The organism is Flectobacillus major DSM 103 (assembly GCF_000427405.1).
Taxonomy (GTDB): domain Bacteria; phylum Bacteroidota; class Bacteroidia; order Cytophagales; family Spirosomataceae; genus Flectobacillus; species Flectobacillus major.
Genome location: NZ_KE386491.1, coordinates 2,721,974 through 2,737,805 on the forward strand (window position 1 = coordinate 2,721,974; position 15,832 = coordinate 2,737,805).

A 15,832-nucleotide genomic window follows, 5' to 3' on the forward strand; every position below is an offset into this window, starting at 1 on the left:
GAATTTTATTTTTTTGAGAATACACTATTGGGGACTTTTTCACCAAATTCAACTTCTTTTTTGGCTTTTTTTGTATCGGTATTGATAAGGCGGATACCCTTGGTGCGCTCGCCCATAATTTTCAGTAATAAGTCGGTATTATGTTCATTATACTGAATAGTGTCTAAAGTAATTTGTTTGCTATTTTGAATCTGGATAATATTGTTTTCTTTGGTAAGAAAATGTACATTTTTCAAATTGATATTTTCGGCTTCAATACAAATCATTCCTTTTTCGGCTTCGAGAATAGTGTTTTCTATCCAAATATTTTTGATAGGCATTTCGGGTAATCCTCGTACATAAATACCTTTCTCAGCTCCTTTACACACGATATTTCTGATATAAAAATCTCGAAAAATAGGCGTTCCTGCATTCAGTGGTTGGGCAACCATTACGGGTAATTCACGCTTTTCGCCAAAAGCAGGCACGGGGTCTTTGGCGGCATAATACATATCAAATAGGATAGCTTCGCCAGGAATATGGGTCATACCAATATCTGATATATAGATTTTTTCGACAATTCCGCCTCGGCCACGAGCCGACTTAAAACGCAAACCAATATCGGTACCCATAAAATTACAGTTGGTAACAAATAGATTTTTGACTCCACCCGACATTTCGCTTCCAATCACAAAGCCCCCATGAGCATGATATACAATACAGTTATTGACAATGACATTTTCGGTAGGTACGCCTCTTTTACGACCTTCTTCGTCACGCCCCGATTTGATACAAATACCATCGTCGCCGACATCGAATGTACAGTCTTCTAATAACGCATTGCTACAAGATTCGAGGTCAACGCCATCGCCATTTTGGGCGTACCAAGGGTTTTTGGCTTTTATATTACGAAGTGTTATATGACTACAAAGAAGTGGATGTAAGCACCATGCTGGCGAGTTTTGAAAGGTGACACCTTCAAGCAAGACGTTGTTGCAACGGGTAAACGAAAACATATTAGGTCGTAGAAAGTCTTTGATATTTTCAAAATCTTTAGGTTCTTTTCCTTCGGTTAGTACTCCTGCTTGATTGATTGTAGACCCTATATACGATTTTTCGGTAGGATACCAAGTGTTTTTGTCGGGACTTAAATACCCTCCCGAAGCTACCAGTTTTTCCCATACCGAACTGGTTAATTTTGAACGCTTTACGGCACGCCAAGCTTCGCCAGCACCATCGAGTATACCAAAACCTGTAATAGCTACATTTTCTAAATCGATACCATAAAGTGGAGCTTGACAACGTACAGCAGGCAAACCTTCGTAAGTAGTTTTGATAAGGTTATAATCTTCAAACTTACTACTAAATTGTACCAAAGCCCCTTTGGCAAGGTGTAGATTGACATTACTTTTGAATATAATTGGCCCCGTAAGCCAGACCCCCTGCGTAATCAATACTGTACCTCCACCCGACTGGCTACAAATATCAATCGCCTGATTGATGGCCTTGGTGTTGAGCGTAATACCATCGGCTTTAGCACCGTATTTGGCAATATCGAAGGTATCTTTCTTAAATACAGGCGTATAAACTTTTGGTAATTCATATTCATATTTTTCGGGATGTACCGATTTTTTGACAAATGCTTTCAACGCTAAGCCCTCCAAAATAATATGGTCGACAACCACGCTGGCTATTACTTCTGCTCCGTATTTTGAGAAATGGGTGTCGTCAGCAATACCTTTTGGGTATTTGCGGTAAGTATTGGGGGCATAGTGCATAAATAGCTTTTTCGAGCCTTGAAGGCCATGTTGCTCAATCACAGCTTGGCTACTAGCATGTAGGTCGATCAGAGGCACGCCTAATTCTTTGGCTACGGCTTTTACAACAGCAGGGTATTCGCCATGTTGGTCAACAAATTGCCCATTTTCGTCAAACTTCCTCCGCATTACTGGCGTTATAAGCACAGGATTACCGCCTTTTGCTCGGGTTTCGTTTACAAACCGAATAAGGTTTTGGCGATAGGTAGTTTGTGGAGCAGCGTAACGTGTAGTATCCGAAACCTTTTGGTCGTTATGACCAAACTGAATAAAAACCCAGTCCCCTTTTTTTACCTGACTTATTACTTTTTTCCAAAGCCCTTGCTCAATAAAACTTTTGGTACTTCGTCCATTTACTGCATGATTTTGTACCTCTACGGCATCAATCAGGTATTTGGGCAATGCCATACCCCAGCCTGTCTCTGGCTCGTCGACAGGTAGTTTGTCGGCCATTGTGGAATCGCCACAAAGAAAAATCGTTACTTTAGGTTCTCCAAAACGAAAACCACAAAGTATACTAACCACAAGCGTAAAAAGGAATATTTTTTTCATAGAAATTTAGGACAAAACTCCGTAAACAGTTAATTATCAAGGTATTTATTATATAACAAAGTGATTTTTTGTACATAAAAAACATAACATTTAATCAAGCTATATTATGTTCCTCTGTACAGCGTGTTTAAATAACAGTGCAACATACTACAGTAGGAGTTTATTGAAGAGTACGACACATTTTTCATTCAATACATTAAAAGACTTAGAGGTTGCCTATCCCAAAAACTAATTATACTAAAATTCAATCTACAGAAAGCAATAATAAACGAGCCTGTATTAATAGATAGTCTTTAAAGTTTGTAGGTTTCTTTTGCCACTTATCTGCCAATTACAACTCCATTTGTTCAATTATACTTTATTGACTTTTTTAAAGAAATATTTCTAACTAATCTCAAGAAAATACTCTTTTGGTTATATCGAAGGTAGAATCGTGTAGATGGGCAGACAAATTTTATGAGGAATATTTTTACGCAATCGTTGTCGGTAACGTTGCCAATAGCGAATCAATTTTGATTTATTTAATAAAATTTGGGATATTACCCTGAAAGTTGTAGTTTCACAGACATTTTCTTTGCAGAGGTTTATCTTTGTAACAAATTGTACAAAAACAAGATTATATTTTGGAAACCGCAACTATAAAAGACATTGCTAAGGCTTTAAATCTATCTACGTCGACGGTATCGAGGGCATTGAGGGGCAGCTATGAAATCAATCCAGAAACCAAGCGAATTGTCTTAGAATGTGCCGAAAAGCTCAACTATCGCCCCAATCCTATTGCACTTAGCCTAAAAGAAAACCGAAGCCGTGCAATAGGTGTTGTTGTACCAGAAATAGATAACCCTTTCTTTTCTCAGGCCATCAACGGTATCGAGGCTATTGCCTATAATCGTGGTTATCATGTAGTGATTTTTCAAAGCCACGAGTCTTACGAGCGTGAAGTAGTGAATATTCAACACTTGGCTTCTCGAAGGGTCGACGGCGTTTTGATTTCGTTGTCGGGGCAAACCACCAATATTACTCACCTCCGCGACCTCCAAGATAAAGGAATGCCTATTGTATTTTTCGACCGATTTTCTGACGAAATAGATACCCATAAGGTAATTGCCGACAACTACCAAGGAGCATTTGACGGAACAGAACACCTGATTGCTCGTGGCAAAAAGCGTATTGCTCATTTGGCAGCATCATCGTTTTTATCGATTACAACCGAGCGGGTCAACGGCTATCGTGCTGCTTTACAGAAATACGATTTACCTTTCGACGAAAATTTGGTTAAATATTGTGGCTTCAGTATTCAGGATATGGAAGTGGTGATAGATTCACTTTTGCAAGAAAGTAATCCTCCCGATGCCATTTTTACCGTGAGCGACCGCCTGGCAATGGCCTGCCTGAGTACCCTACAAAAACGCAATATCCGTATTCCTGATGATATGGCACTCATGGGCTTTACCAACCTCAAAGTAGCAGGATTATTAGCTCCTGCCTTTACATCGGTAGTACAACCTGCTTTGGAAATGGGACAAAGAGCCGCTGAGCTGTTGTTGGATTTGGTAGAAAAAAAATCCAAAACGCCTATTGCCTATCAGACTATCAAGCTACCAACTGAGTTGATAATTCGAGCTTCGACAACACAATAATTTATTCAAGCTAGAATGAGTAATTTTTTACCTATTGAGTCTTATAAGGAAGAATATTGCATAGCAAGGACAAAGCCTTGTGTTTAACAATTTGATTATCGTATTGTCAAAACTCAAATGTGTTTTGCACACTTGCCTAGCTAGTACAATAAATACTATATTGTAACATTGCTTTCCTAAATACTTAACCATCAATTAATTATACATATATTGTATGTAGCAAAAGTACAGCAATACTCAATCATTACTATGTGATATTGAGGCATAAGAAAGTTTAGATATAATAACAGATTAGGAATGTGAAATTTGGCTAATAATTCAGAAATCAAATATTTTATACATTACTAATATGTGGTAGCTAGCTATTCTTTGTTGCTGTACTTTTATTTTTTTCCAAGTTGAACCAATGACTGCTCCCTTCCAAGCCTCATTTTAGGGTACGAACGGGTCAGATTTTTGTTAATTTATCTAAATTTTTTATTTCTATGAAAAAACTAAGTCTTATCGCATTGATGTGCTTGTTAGGCACGGTGTTCTCTTTTGCACAAAGTAAAGACGAAACGGCTGTGGCAAATGCTGTAGAAAACCTCCGTAAAGTAATGATTGACCCTACCCAAGAATCACTTGAAGGATTGGTTATGAACGAATTATCTTATGGGCATTCGGGTGGTAATATTGAAGATAAGGCCGCTTTTGTAGAAGCTCTGGTAAGTGGTAAATCCGACTTCAAAAGTATTGAGATAAAGAATCAAACTATTCAGGTGGTGGGTAATACGGCTGTAGTGCGTCACCAACTTTTTGGCGATACTTCCAACAATGGACAAGCTGGTACGGTAAAACTTGCGGTTTTGACTATTTGGCAAAAACACAAAGGTAAATGGTTGTTGTTGGCTCGTCAGGCTATAAAAATCACCTCGTAGATTTTTCGATTTTTTAAGCCCCCAAAAACCAAAAGTTATTCTGCAAGCGTTTGTGGTAACGTTTGCAGAATAACTTTTATCGAGTAAACATACTTTTACGTATATTAAAATAGGTTGCTTTCAAACTGCCTTACATCAACTGCAAGATAGTATGTGTATGTCCATTTATCTGAGCCGATTCTCCTAGTTTTTTGCCTTCCAAAGCCTTAAAAAGTGGTGCTTGTTCAGATACTACAAAATAGGATACCCCATCATGAATCAATTGAGGCATATTTATAGCGAAGATAAAATTAAAATGATTGGTTTTGATAATTGCCCCACCCACAACACTGCTGTTAAGGGTAATATGCTTGGCCAATTCTTGTAATTTTTGAAGTTCGGCTTGGGCAAAATCGAGGTGTGTTTTTTCGGTTTGCAAACCTTCTACATCTTCTTCACGGCGGGCATCGTCGCTACCGCCAAAGCTACCTACTTCTACCGATGCCATACTTTCTTTCAAGTCTTTTATGCGTTGTGCAATATCAGCGATAAGTAATGTTTGTTGTTGAATTACTTTGTCAAAGATTGCTTTTTTGAGTGCTAGCTGTTCCATAATCTTGGGGTTTTTGATATGGTACAAATTACTTCTATTTCTACTTCTGGAAGTATGAGAAAGATTAGGAAAGCACCTGTTAATTGTTAGTCGACTCAAAAAAAGTCGGCTTTCTTTAGAAAAGCCGACACTAACTATCTTGTATCTAAAAAGCTTAGTCTAATTTCAACACCGCCATAAATGCCTCTTGAGGAATCTCTACATTGCCGACTTGACGCATTCTTTTCTTACCTTTTTTCTGTTTTTCCAACAATTTACGCTTACGCGAAATATCACCCCCATAACACTTCGCCAATACGTCTTTTCTCAAAGCTTTTACGGTTTCACGAGCAATAATTTTTTGACCAATTGCGGCTTGGATAGCAATTTCAAACTGCTGACGAGGCAACAATTCTCTTAATTTTTCGCAAAGCCGTTTTCCCCATTCGTAAGCCTTGTCTCGGTGAACAATCGCCGAAAGAGCATCTACAGGCTCACCATTAAGCATAATATCGAGTTTTACCATGTCACTTTCTTCGTAGCCTTTGTATTCATAGTCTAATGAAGCGTATCCACGAGAAATTGTTTTGAGTTTATCGAAAAAATCGAATACAACCTCCGAAAGTGGCATATCAAACTGTAGTTCAACACGGTCGGAAGTAAGATAAATTTGGTTTTTCAAGATACCACGTTTATCCATACACAACTTCATAATAGAACCCACATAGTCGGCTTTAGAAATAATCTGAGCCTTGATAAAAGGTTCTTCAATCGTATCTATTTGGTTTACTTCGGGCAACTCGGAAGGAGCAGAAACCCATAATAAGCCTTCATTGGTGGTATTTACTTTGAATTTTACAGAAGGTACAGTTGTAATAACCGTCATGTCAAATTCACGTTCTAAACGCTCCTGAACAATTTCCATGTGTAGCATTCCTAAGAAACCACAACGGAATCCAAAGCCCAAAGCGGCCGAAGTTTCAGGCTCCCATACCAACGAAGCATCGTTGAGCTGGAGTTTTTCCATGGCATCACGTAAATCCTCAAATTCGGTAGTATCTACAGGATAAATCCCTGCAAATACCATAGGTTTTACTTCCTCAAACCCCTGAATCATTTCTTTACAAGGATTATCACGATGAGTAATGGTATCACCCACTTTTACTTCTTTGGCATCTTTGATACCCGAAATTAAATAACCTACATCGCCAGCCCCAATAGCACTCCGAGGCTCTTTGTCGAGGCGAAGTGTACCAATTTCGTCGGCAGTGTATTCTTTGCCAGTAGCCACAAATTTTACTTTGTCACCTTTTTTGATAGTTCCGTTGTACACACGGAAAATAACCTCGATACCACGGAAAGAGTTAAATACCGAGTCAAAAATCAAGGCTTGCAATTCGCCCTCTGGATTACCTTTTGGTGCTGGAACACGCTCAACAATAGCATCCAGAATATCTTTGATACCAATACCTTCTTTTCCAGAAGCATGAATAATTTCGCTACGGTCGCAACCCAACAAATCTACAATTTGGTCTTTTACTTCCTCAGGCATAGCCCCAGGCAAGTCTATTTTGTTCAAAACTGGAATAATTACCAAGTCATGATTCAAGGCCAAAAAGAGGTTTGAAATAGTTTGGGCTTCGATACCCTGCGAGGCATCTACAATCAACAACGCACCTTCACAAGCAGCAATTGAGCGAGAAACTTCATACGAAAAGTCAACGTGACCCGGTGTATCAATCAAATTGAAAGTATAAACTTCGCCGTTGGCAGGATAATTCATTTGAATAGCATGTGATTTGATAGTGATACCTCGTTCACGTTCCAAATCCATATCGTCCAAAAGCTGTGCCTGCATATCACGCTTTTGTACCGTATTAGTAAATTCAATCAGACGGTCAGCTAAAGTACTTTTACCGTGGTCAATATGTGCAATAATGCAAAAATTACGAATGTTTTTCACGTTTCGTTTAATTTATCTGTTTATCGTTATGCGATGACTTGTGTTGCTGTGATTAATAAACCTACCTATCTACAAGTAATAATATACAAAATTACGTCCATTCCTTTGAAAAAGATAGTTTGTTGGTGAAAAGTTTCTAAGCTAAAAGCAATTGATGCCATTTGAATCGGCCTAGCCATTTAGTATTAATTGCTTAAATTGTACCACATTCATCTTTATTACTGATTCAATGAATATCTTTTTACAACAACTCGATTTGCCCAAAACGCCAAACTTTCAGGAAATAATGGCCTTTTCAAAGGCTAAAAAGTTAGAAAAAGGGGCTTTTTTTGTACAAGAAGGTACAACCTGTAATTGTGTTGCGTTGATTTTATCGGGCATTTTTAGGTCATTTTATATCACGCCAGCAGGCGAAGAGGTTACTTATTGCTTTCGGTTTCCTCATACTTTTTTGGCAGCTTATTCGTCTTTTATATCGGGCTTGCCTACCCAAGAAAACATTCAGGCTATTACACCCGCCGAGGTACTGATTATTCCTAAAAAAGAAATTATTGAACTCGCCGAAAATGATATTCATTGGATGAGGTTTTTGAAAAATATTGCCGAAGCCGAATTTTTAGAACTAGAAAAACGGGTATTTCAGCTACAAAAAGAAAAAGCTAAACAGCGGTACGCCGATTTGATGGCTCATCAGCCCGAGTATATTCAGAATATTCCTCTACAATATTTGGCTTCGTATTTGGGTATTACCCAACGTCACCTGAGTAGGCTTAGGAAGGCAACGACGATTTAGACATTTGTCCTATTTTGCCCCAATACCTTGCCCTACTTTTGTCAAAAACTAATGACAAATTATGAACATACTGATTATCAATGGGCATCCAAACCGCCAAAGTCTGAATTTTGGACTCGCCGAAGCGTATAAAAAAGGGGCATCTCGTACCAATGCCAACATTCAAGAAATTGTTATTGCCGACTTGGCGTTTAACCCCAACCTAGCGTTTGGGTATCAACAACGCACCGAGCTTGAACCTGATTTATTAGAAGCATGGAAAAAAATCCAATGGGCGAATCACTTAGTATGGATACACCCTGTTTGGTGGGGTGGTTTGCCTGCCATAATGAAGGGCTTTATTGATCGTCTTTTTTTGCCAGGAATGGTATTTCAGAGTAGAGAAAATTCGGTTTGGTGGGACAAACTTTTAACAGGAAAAACCGCCCGTATTATCACAACCCTCGACCAGCCTAGTTGGTACTACTGGCTAATGTATGGTCGTCCGAGTGTGAATCAGCTCAAAAAAGCTACGCTCGAATACTGTGGCGTAAAGCCTGTCAAGGTAAGTTATTTTGGTATTGTCAAAACTGCCAACGAGCTACGACGCCAAAAATGGCTTGATGAGGTGTATGAATTAGGTCGAAAACAGCAATAAATACCTGCCTATGCTACTACAATGTCGTATTTGAGCAGCAACCCTGAAAGTCCTGACAATGAAAACTGGGCTTTTTTGATGCGATTGTTTTCGGGGTCCAGTACGTAGTTGTAAGAGGTACGCAAATCGGCTTTTTCCAGATTGGTACGCCCAAAGGTGGCATTGAAAAAATCACAATTATCAAATACTGCTTGACTCAAATCGGCCTCGGAGAAGTCTACTTCTTGGAGGCTGGTGTTCTTAAAAACTGTTTTTTTGAGCTTACGCTTGTAAAACGACGAATGATTGAGTACACAATTTTCAAAAATCAATGCCAAAAGGAAGTCATTACAGGTATCAAATATGAGTCCAAGTAATTTGCAGTTTTTGAAGGTAATACCTCTAAGTGCCGTTTGGTTCAGGCTAACCGTGCTCAAATTAGAATCAATAAATTGGCAATCAATAAAAACATAGTTTGACAAATTCAAAGCATGAAAATTGCAGTTGATAAATACACAATTTTCATATTCGCCTTTTTCAAAACCAGTAATAGTAAAATCTGTATTCATCCATTTTTTATCGACCTGATAGGAAATTGCCATACTAAGATATGTTATAGTTTTAGGAATTCGATACTATATTTTGGCTAGTATCTTTTCTATTATTTTTTATGAAAACGGTATACAAAAGTACAAAAAAATTCCAACTCAGTATTTTTCATCAGAAGGTTGTACAACTGTATCTTCAATCGCTTTTGTACAACACACTTGTACTATTCCCATTTTTGTAAATACAGATAATGCTTATTTTTGTTTTAAAGGCCGTATTTTAATCCTCATAATTGTATTTTATTATGATTAAATATTGGCAAAAGATAATCATTATAAACAAAACCTGTGGCATATTAGCCTTACAAATGACCTTTTACAATTTTAAGGAAATTTTAAGAAATGTCTTTTGTGCCACTGTATCGAACTGTCGAATATGTATCATAAAGCCCTTATCATCCTTCTTGTTTTTGTAGCTAGTAATGCCTTTTCGCAAACAAAATTTATCGAACGTTTTACCGTCAGAAAATCCTTTCAGTCTAAGGCCGACTTGGCTGCTCCTGCCCATATAACCTTTAGCCAGCCCAAAGAAAAATCTGCTTCATGGATGATAGATGCAGCCTTAGGATACAGTTTGCTGAATCATCATAATACCCTGATGTCGGTTATGCCATTTGTTGAATATCATCGCAATACGCTGATTGACAAAGCCCAAAATCATTGGCAAGTGGGTATTTCTAGCGAATGGCAAATCAATAATTTATCCCAAAAATCTTGGTCACCTGTATTTGTGTATGCCCTTAGATACAGCTCCAATCAAATCCAACAACATCGGGCTTTTCAGGGTAATGTGTATGTTACTCCTATTTTCAAAAAGAAAGATATGAATCCTAAATACTTTTGGATTCCAAACCATGTTGTTGGCTTGGGTAATAAGTTTAGGTTTGTGTACACGCCCTATTTAGGTTTTGAAAGCGAAAACCGTATCAACACCGAATCGTATTTTTCGTATGGCAATATCTATCGTGCCTATGCTCGTATTTCTAGCGATTTATCTTTTTTCCCAACCAATAATAGTTTGAAAGGCAAGTTTGATTTGAACCTCGACTGGCAATACCGTTACAATATTCATGAATCGGCACAAGATATTAGTGTGCAAGCTCACCAGTATTTTACTACAAGTTTTAATTATACTTTTTTCACCTCGGCCGATGCCCGAAAAATAGTAAAAATTGGGTTTGATTATACCACAGGCGAAGATCCTACCAAGGGTTTTGAAAAACAATCTTTCTATGCAATTCTGCTGAAAGTAAAGCTTAGTATTGCTCCACAAACAGTCAATATTGTTTTGTAAAACTGGCAGTATCCTAGATTTATCGCTCATAAAGAAAATAAAATACAACTATTTGTTATGCCTGATGTATTCTATATAATACACTACAAATCAAATAGTTATACTAACCAAAATTTCATCTATCATCTTTTACCCCAACATTTTCAGGATAAATACCCACAGACACCCCCAAAGTGGATGCAACATTTCTGCTCAATATTACATCTATTCAGAAATCTAAAATTCAAATTATGAAAAGCAGTCTTATCTCTGTTTACCTTTTTGTGCTATTCCTTCCTAGCGTAGGAATAGCACAGTTTAAAATTTCAGGACGTATCATCGACGAAAAAAAACAAGCCGCTTCTTTTGCCAATATTTTGGTACTTAGTGCCAAAGATTCTTCTTTGGTAAAAGGAAATATTGCCGATACCGATGGTAGTTTTAGCATTGAATCGCTGAATAATCAGGCCTATATTCTGCACGTTACGGCGGTAGGATATAAAAAATATTATCAGGCATTTACGATTCAAAATAAAGATATTGCTTTTGAGCCGATCCAGTTGTCGGTAGAGTCGCAGGCACTCAACGAGGTACAGGTAACAGCCCGCAAGCAGCTTATCGAACGCTCAGGCGACAAGATGATTATGAATATTGAGGCCAGCCCAACGGCAGCAGGACTCAATGGCCTGGAGTTGATGGAAAAAGTACCAGGTGTAACCGTTGACCGCAATACCGAAACCATTAAGCTAAAAGGCAAAGATGGGGTATTGATTATGATTGATGACCGAAAAACTTACCTTAGCGATGAGCAATTGGCCAATTTTTTGAAAACCCTCAAAAGTGAGGACATAGAAAGTATCGAGATTATTGCCAACCCTTCTGCTCGCTATGATGCCTCGGGGTCGAGTGGTATTATTAATATCAAAACCAAAAAAGGAAAAAGCCTAGGCACAAACTATATCCTGGATTTGAACGCTGGCTACAGCCGATACGCTGCCATAGGAGGACTTCCTAAAAATGGACAAGGTATTACCGTAAATAGCCGCCATGAAAAATATGTGGTGTATGCCAACCTCAACCGCCAATACACCGAATGGTACAACTCGGAACAACAACAACAGCAACTCCTTTCAGAAACAGGTTCGCTCCTAGAAACCCGCACCAATACAGGCTTGGCTATTGGGCGGTTTACCAACTGGAATGGCAAATTAGGTTTTGACTATGATTTTTCTAAAAAAACATCTTTGGGATTTTCGGCCCAACTCGCTAGTACCAATAGCCCCCTGAACCGAAATGCCACCCAAAGTAGTATTTTACCTTCTGGTACTCAGCACCTCGACATGAACCGTACTCGTGATGGAAATTTTAATAATTATACCTTCAATACCCACTGGAAACAAACAATAGATACCTCTGGAACACTCCTTACGGCTGATTTTGACGTGATTCTGAATAACCGTAAATGGAATGATTATTTTACAACTATCACAAGCATCAATAATGCCGAGCCTAGCACAGTTTACAACCAAGTGTTGTTTCCTTCTAATGGCCGAACATTTGTACTAAAAGCAGATTACACTAAAAAAATTACCAAAAAAACGAAGCTAGAAACAGGGTTTAAGTCAAGTTATTCGGTTAATGAAAAAGATTTTAGCGACAACTTTAGAGACAACGGAGCTTTGGTAAATTCATTTTTCCGATTTAGTGAGCATATCACCGCAGGGTATTTTATGCTGAATAGCGAGCTTAATAAAAACTTAAACGTACAGGTAGGTTTGAGAGGAGAAGCAACCGACAACCAAGGACTCGACCGTGAAGGAAATCAACTTTCGGCACAAAACTATTTTAATTTCTTCCCAACCCTAACTTTCAACCAAAAAGTTACCAAAGATTATGCTATTTCGTTGGGGTATAGCCGCCGAATCAATCGTCCAAACGATGATGTTTTTAATACCTTCAAGCGTTTTTTCTACCCTCAATCTTATACAATAGGCAACCCAATGGTTTTGCCTAGCCTAAACAATACCATTACTTTCACGCATACTATTAAGGATAAGTACAGCTTTTCGATGAACTATGTACGTGTTGACCAGTTTTCGACCAATGTTTTTGATGTAGATACAACCCTTATTGCTGGTAAAAGGCTCATCCGTGAGTCTTACGAAAACGTAAAAGGAAAAGTTACTTGGTGGGGACTCGACGCATCGTTGCCATTCAATCCAGCCAAATGGTGGAGTATTAATTTTAATATTTGGAGTGGTATCAATGTCTATGATTATCAGCGAGAAAACACCTTGGTAAAGCTAAGTCAGCCTTACGGAGGGATGTATATGCAACAAACCTTTACTTTGTCAAAAACACTGTCGGGCGAAGTATCGGGGTGGCTTAATTCGGGTGAAACGTGGGGTTTTCAAACCTCAAAAGCCCAAGGAGGTATTGACTTTGGCCTCAAGAAATTTATCTGGGAGAAAAAAGGTACTATCAAGTTGTCGGTACAAGACCCATTCAATTTGAACTATTGGCGAAACAATGTAGAGACCTCTACCCTAACCAGTACAGGCACATACCGCTGGGACAACCGCCGTTTTAGAATATCATTTACCTATAATTTTGGAAATACCAATGTAAAACCTGCTATCCACCCCAACAACAACGATGGCGGAGGCGACGGCGGAAAAGGACGAGGCTAAGCCTTATTAGGTAAGCCTATAAATAAGAGGGTGATTAAGGCTCAAACAATGAGTTTTTAATCACCCTCTTTCTATTTAACAAAAGCTATTAAACAAATTAGCAATTCCATTTTTTATTTATTAACTTACTGTTATTCAATACCATAACCCCTCACTATCAAACCTTACAATTATGCCGTTTTCTCTATCTATTTTAGGAGCAATACATACCGTTATTGCTATTGTTGCTTTAGTATTTGCCTTTATAGCCATTGCCAAAGACGGGCTTATTAATCCATTCAGCTCTTTGGGCAAATCCTATTCTGTTCTTACGGTTTTGGCTAGCCTTACTTCTTTTGGGCTTTCCAAAGCCGGCGGTTTCAATCCAGGACATGCCATTGCTATTCTGATTTTGGTATTAATAGCTGTAGCGTATTCTTTAGGAAAAAACCTTACTGGGCATTTTTACAAACTTGTTATTCAAGTTCTGAGTATATCGGCTACTGTATTTCTTTCGCTAATTCCAACAGCCAACGAAACCCTTTCTCGTGTGCCTATAGATGCACCCTTGGCCAATGGCCCCGATTCGCCTATTGTACAAAATGTGGTAAAAGTGCTGTTTGTCTTATTTGTTTTGGGTGCCGTAGGGCAATATTTTAAACTGAAAAAATTAGCAAAATAATCCACACGTAGGAGTCAATGCTGTAAGAAGGTGTAGGTTTTATTCTTAAAATAAAATTGCAGTAGCGGCAACCCTTGCGGTTGCCTTAAAATAAAATTGTAGTAACGGAAATCCTTGCAGTTGCTGTAAGAAGGTGTATATTTTGTCCTTAAAATAAAATTGCAGTAACGACAACCCTTGCGGTTGATGTAAAAAGGTATAGGTTTTGTCCTTAAAATAAAATTGCTGTAGGGGCAACCCTTGCGGTTGCCTTAAAATAAAATTGTAGTAACGGAAATCCTTGCAGTTGCTGTAAGAAGGTGTATATTTTGTCCTTACAATAAAATTGCAGTAACGACAACCCTTGCGGTTGATGTAAAAAGGTATAGATTTTATTCTTAAAATAAAATTGCTGTAGGGGCAACCCTTGCGGTTGCCCAACTCAGGCAACCGCAAGGGTTGCCCCTACAACAAAAATACTCATGATAAGAACACTTCTAAACAAAATAAAACCCTTCGTACAGCCCTAAATAGGAGTACTAAGGCGATATACACTTATTTAAGATTTATATTTTGTTTTCCCAATGGCAAGCTCTATAAATAGTATATGCCGAGGCTATTAGCACTACATTTTTGATAATGTATTGTCCCGACAAGCTCAAGGCAAAGGTTGATTGCCAAGTTTCGTTGGGCATCAAAAGTAAAGGCAAAAAGGTAGTGGTCATTTGGCAACAAAATAGGCAAAATGCTATTGGGGTATATCGTGGCACAAGCCATATTAGCCCAATAACACACTCTATTACACCCAAAAGAGGCATAAAATACTGTACAGAAATGATGTGTTCTAGTGTTTGATGATGTAACTGGGTAACAATTCCCTCTGCTGGCGACAAGCCTATGATTTTGAGCAATCCAAACCAAAAAAATACAATAAAAAGGGCAATACGATTTATCCACAAAACAGACGAATGCTGTTGTGCTGTACTTGTTATATTCATGAGCATAATACAGTTTAGGCTTTATGACTTTTCATAAAGCGGTTAAAAAATACCTTCAACTATTGATTATCAACAAGTAATTTTTGGCGGAGGCAAGGCAATATCCATAAGGCAATCCAACAAGGTTAATCGGTAATAGGATTGCGGCTGAGCTATGAGCCATTCAAGGATAAATACAATATGAGGTCTTTTTAGAGCAGTATATTCTTTTAGAAAACTTTTGAGCAAGAAATGTGTTTTTTGTGGAAGTTCTGGAGACGTTTCTTTTATATGTTGGTTAACGTGTTCGGCCAATTCCATAAAGCGAAAGCGGGTATTTTCATCGGTTTTACAAATCATATACAGTGTATCATGCTCAATAACCTGCTCTAACATCTGATAATGCTCGTCGCCATGCTGAATTTTGCCTTCTACGGTACGGCTTTGCGGCCAATCGCTTTGATAAGGCAAAGCAAAAGGCATTTTAAAAATTACATATTCTCCATTCTCAGTCGATTTTGTTATGCTATTTTTAAAAAAAGAAGCATACTCTTCTACCCAATAGACGACCGAAAAGCCCATCATATTATAAAGTAATAAGCCCAGAAGAAATATAGAAAGTAATCTTTTCAAAAGATTTAATAATAAAATTATAACGATTAGGTGGCCAAATGTAAAAAAAAACCTAGTCGATAACAATGACAATTATTAATTTTCATACCCCCTTGTTATTCGGTAGCACGTAAATCCGTAAATTCATCCCAATTTTTGAGGGATTCAAAACATTTTTGTT

13 protein-coding genes are annotated in these 15,832 nt (G+C 38.1%); 7 read left to right on the forward strand and 6 right to left on the reverse strand.

Annotation, left to right across the window (positions count from 1 at the left end; all coding sequences use genetic code 11):
* Positions 1 to 5: 5 nt before the first annotated feature.
* On the reverse strand, positions 6 to 2,348 hold the full coding sequence (locus FLEMA_RS0119415) for a glycosyl hydrolase family 28 protein (protein ID WP_026997772.1): 2,343 nt from the start codon (positions 2,346 to 2,348) through the stop codon (positions 6 to 8).
* A 623-nt stretch (positions 2,349 to 2,971) separates the two neighbouring features.
* Between FLEMA_RS0119415 and FLEMA_RS69155 the strand changes: the two genes are divergently transcribed.
* Together FLEMA_RS69155 and FLEMA_RS69160 are read left to right on the forward strand one after the other, a co-directional pair.
* Positions 2,972 to 3,988 carry a LacI family DNA-binding transcriptional regulator gene (locus FLEMA_RS69155; RefSeq protein ID WP_044171742.1) on the forward strand — a complete coding sequence of 339 codons (1,017 nt, stop codon included), beginning with the start codon at positions 2,972 to 2,974 and terminating at the stop codon, positions 3,986 to 3,988.
* Between the two features lie 485 nt (positions 3,989 to 4,473).
* Positions 4,474 to 4,908, forward strand: coding sequence for a nuclear transport factor 2 family protein (locus FLEMA_RS69160; RefSeq protein ID WP_044171745.1), 435 nt, complete (start codon positions 4,474 to 4,476; stop codon positions 4,906 to 4,908).
* Between the two features lie 130 nt (positions 4,909 to 5,038).
* Here the strand turns inward: FLEMA_RS69160 and FLEMA_RS0119490 are convergent, their stop codons facing one another.
* Both FLEMA_RS0119490 and lepA read right to left on the reverse strand, forming a co-directional pair.
* On the reverse strand, positions 5,039 to 5,500 hold the full coding sequence (locus FLEMA_RS0119490; protein ID WP_044171746.1) for a hypothetical protein: 462 nt from the start codon (positions 5,498 to 5,500) through the stop codon (positions 5,039 to 5,041).
* Positions 5,501 to 5,654: 154 nt separating this feature from the next.
* Positions 5,655 to 7,442 carry a translation elongation factor 4 gene (gene lepA / locus FLEMA_RS0119495; protein WP_026997773.1) on the reverse strand — a complete coding sequence of 596 codons (1,788 nt, stop codon included), beginning with the start codon at positions 7,440 to 7,442 and terminating at the stop codon, positions 5,655 to 5,657.
* Positions 7,443 to 7,671: 229 nt separating this feature from the next.
* Between lepA and FLEMA_RS69165 the strand changes: the two genes are divergently transcribed.
* Complete coding sequence (locus FLEMA_RS69165; protein ID WP_052354091.1) at positions 7,672 to 8,235, forward strand: Crp/Fnr family transcriptional regulator; 564 nt, start codon at positions 7,672 to 7,674, stop codon at positions 8,233 to 8,235.
* Positions 8,236 to 8,296: 61 nt separating this feature from the next.
* Positions 8,297 to 8,872, forward strand: coding sequence for an NAD(P)H-dependent oxidoreductase (locus FLEMA_RS69170; protein ID WP_044171748.1), 576 nt, complete (start codon positions 8,297 to 8,299; stop codon positions 8,870 to 8,872).
* Between the two features lie 8 nt (positions 8,873 to 8,880).
* Here FLEMA_RS69170 and FLEMA_RS0119545 read toward each other — a convergent pair whose 3' ends face one another.
* Positions 8,881 to 9,453 carry a pentapeptide repeat-containing protein gene (locus FLEMA_RS0119545; protein ID WP_026995901.1) on the reverse strand — a complete coding sequence of 191 codons (573 nt, stop codon included), beginning with the start codon at positions 9,451 to 9,453 and terminating at the stop codon, positions 8,881 to 8,883.
* A 382-nt stretch (positions 9,454 to 9,835) separates the two neighbouring features.
* On the opposite strand from FLEMA_RS0119545, the gene FLEMA_RS69175 reads away from it, so the two are divergent.
* The 3 genes from FLEMA_RS69175 (at position 9,836) to FLEMA_RS69185 (ending at position 14,083) form a co-directional block, all read left to right on the forward strand.
* Positions 9,836 to 10,753, forward strand: a complete 918-nt coding sequence (locus FLEMA_RS69175) for a hypothetical protein (protein WP_044171750.1) — start codon at positions 9,836 to 9,838, stop codon at positions 10,751 to 10,753.
* Between the two features lie 230 nt (positions 10,754 to 10,983).
* Positions 10,984 to 13,422, forward strand: a complete 2,439-nt coding sequence (locus FLEMA_RS69180; protein ID WP_144080102.1) for an outer membrane beta-barrel protein — start codon at positions 10,984 to 10,986, stop codon at positions 13,420 to 13,422.
* Positions 13,423 to 13,594: 172 nt separating this feature from the next.
* Positions 13,595 to 14,083 (forward strand): hypothetical protein, encoded by a 489-nt coding sequence (locus FLEMA_RS69185; protein ID WP_044171754.1) that lies wholly within the window; start codon positions 13,595 to 13,597, stop codon positions 14,081 to 14,083.
* A gap of 545 nt (positions 14,084 to 14,628) precedes the next feature.
* Here the strand turns inward: FLEMA_RS69185 and FLEMA_RS0119675 are convergent.
* Together FLEMA_RS0119675 and FLEMA_RS69190 are read right to left on the reverse strand one after the other, a co-directional pair.
* Positions 14,629 to 15,060 carry a hypothetical protein gene (locus FLEMA_RS0119675; protein ID WP_229359432.1) on the reverse strand — a complete coding sequence of 144 codons (432 nt, stop codon included), beginning with the start codon at positions 15,058 to 15,060 and terminating at the stop codon, positions 14,629 to 14,631.
* A gap of 69 nt (positions 15,061 to 15,129) precedes the next feature.
* Positions 15,130 to 15,672: a hypothetical protein gene (locus FLEMA_RS69190; RefSeq protein WP_144080103.1), complete on the reverse strand. Its 543-nt coding sequence runs from the start codon at positions 15,670 to 15,672 to the stop codon at positions 15,130 to 15,132.
* Between the last annotated feature and the right edge of the window lie 160 nt (positions 15,673 to 15,832).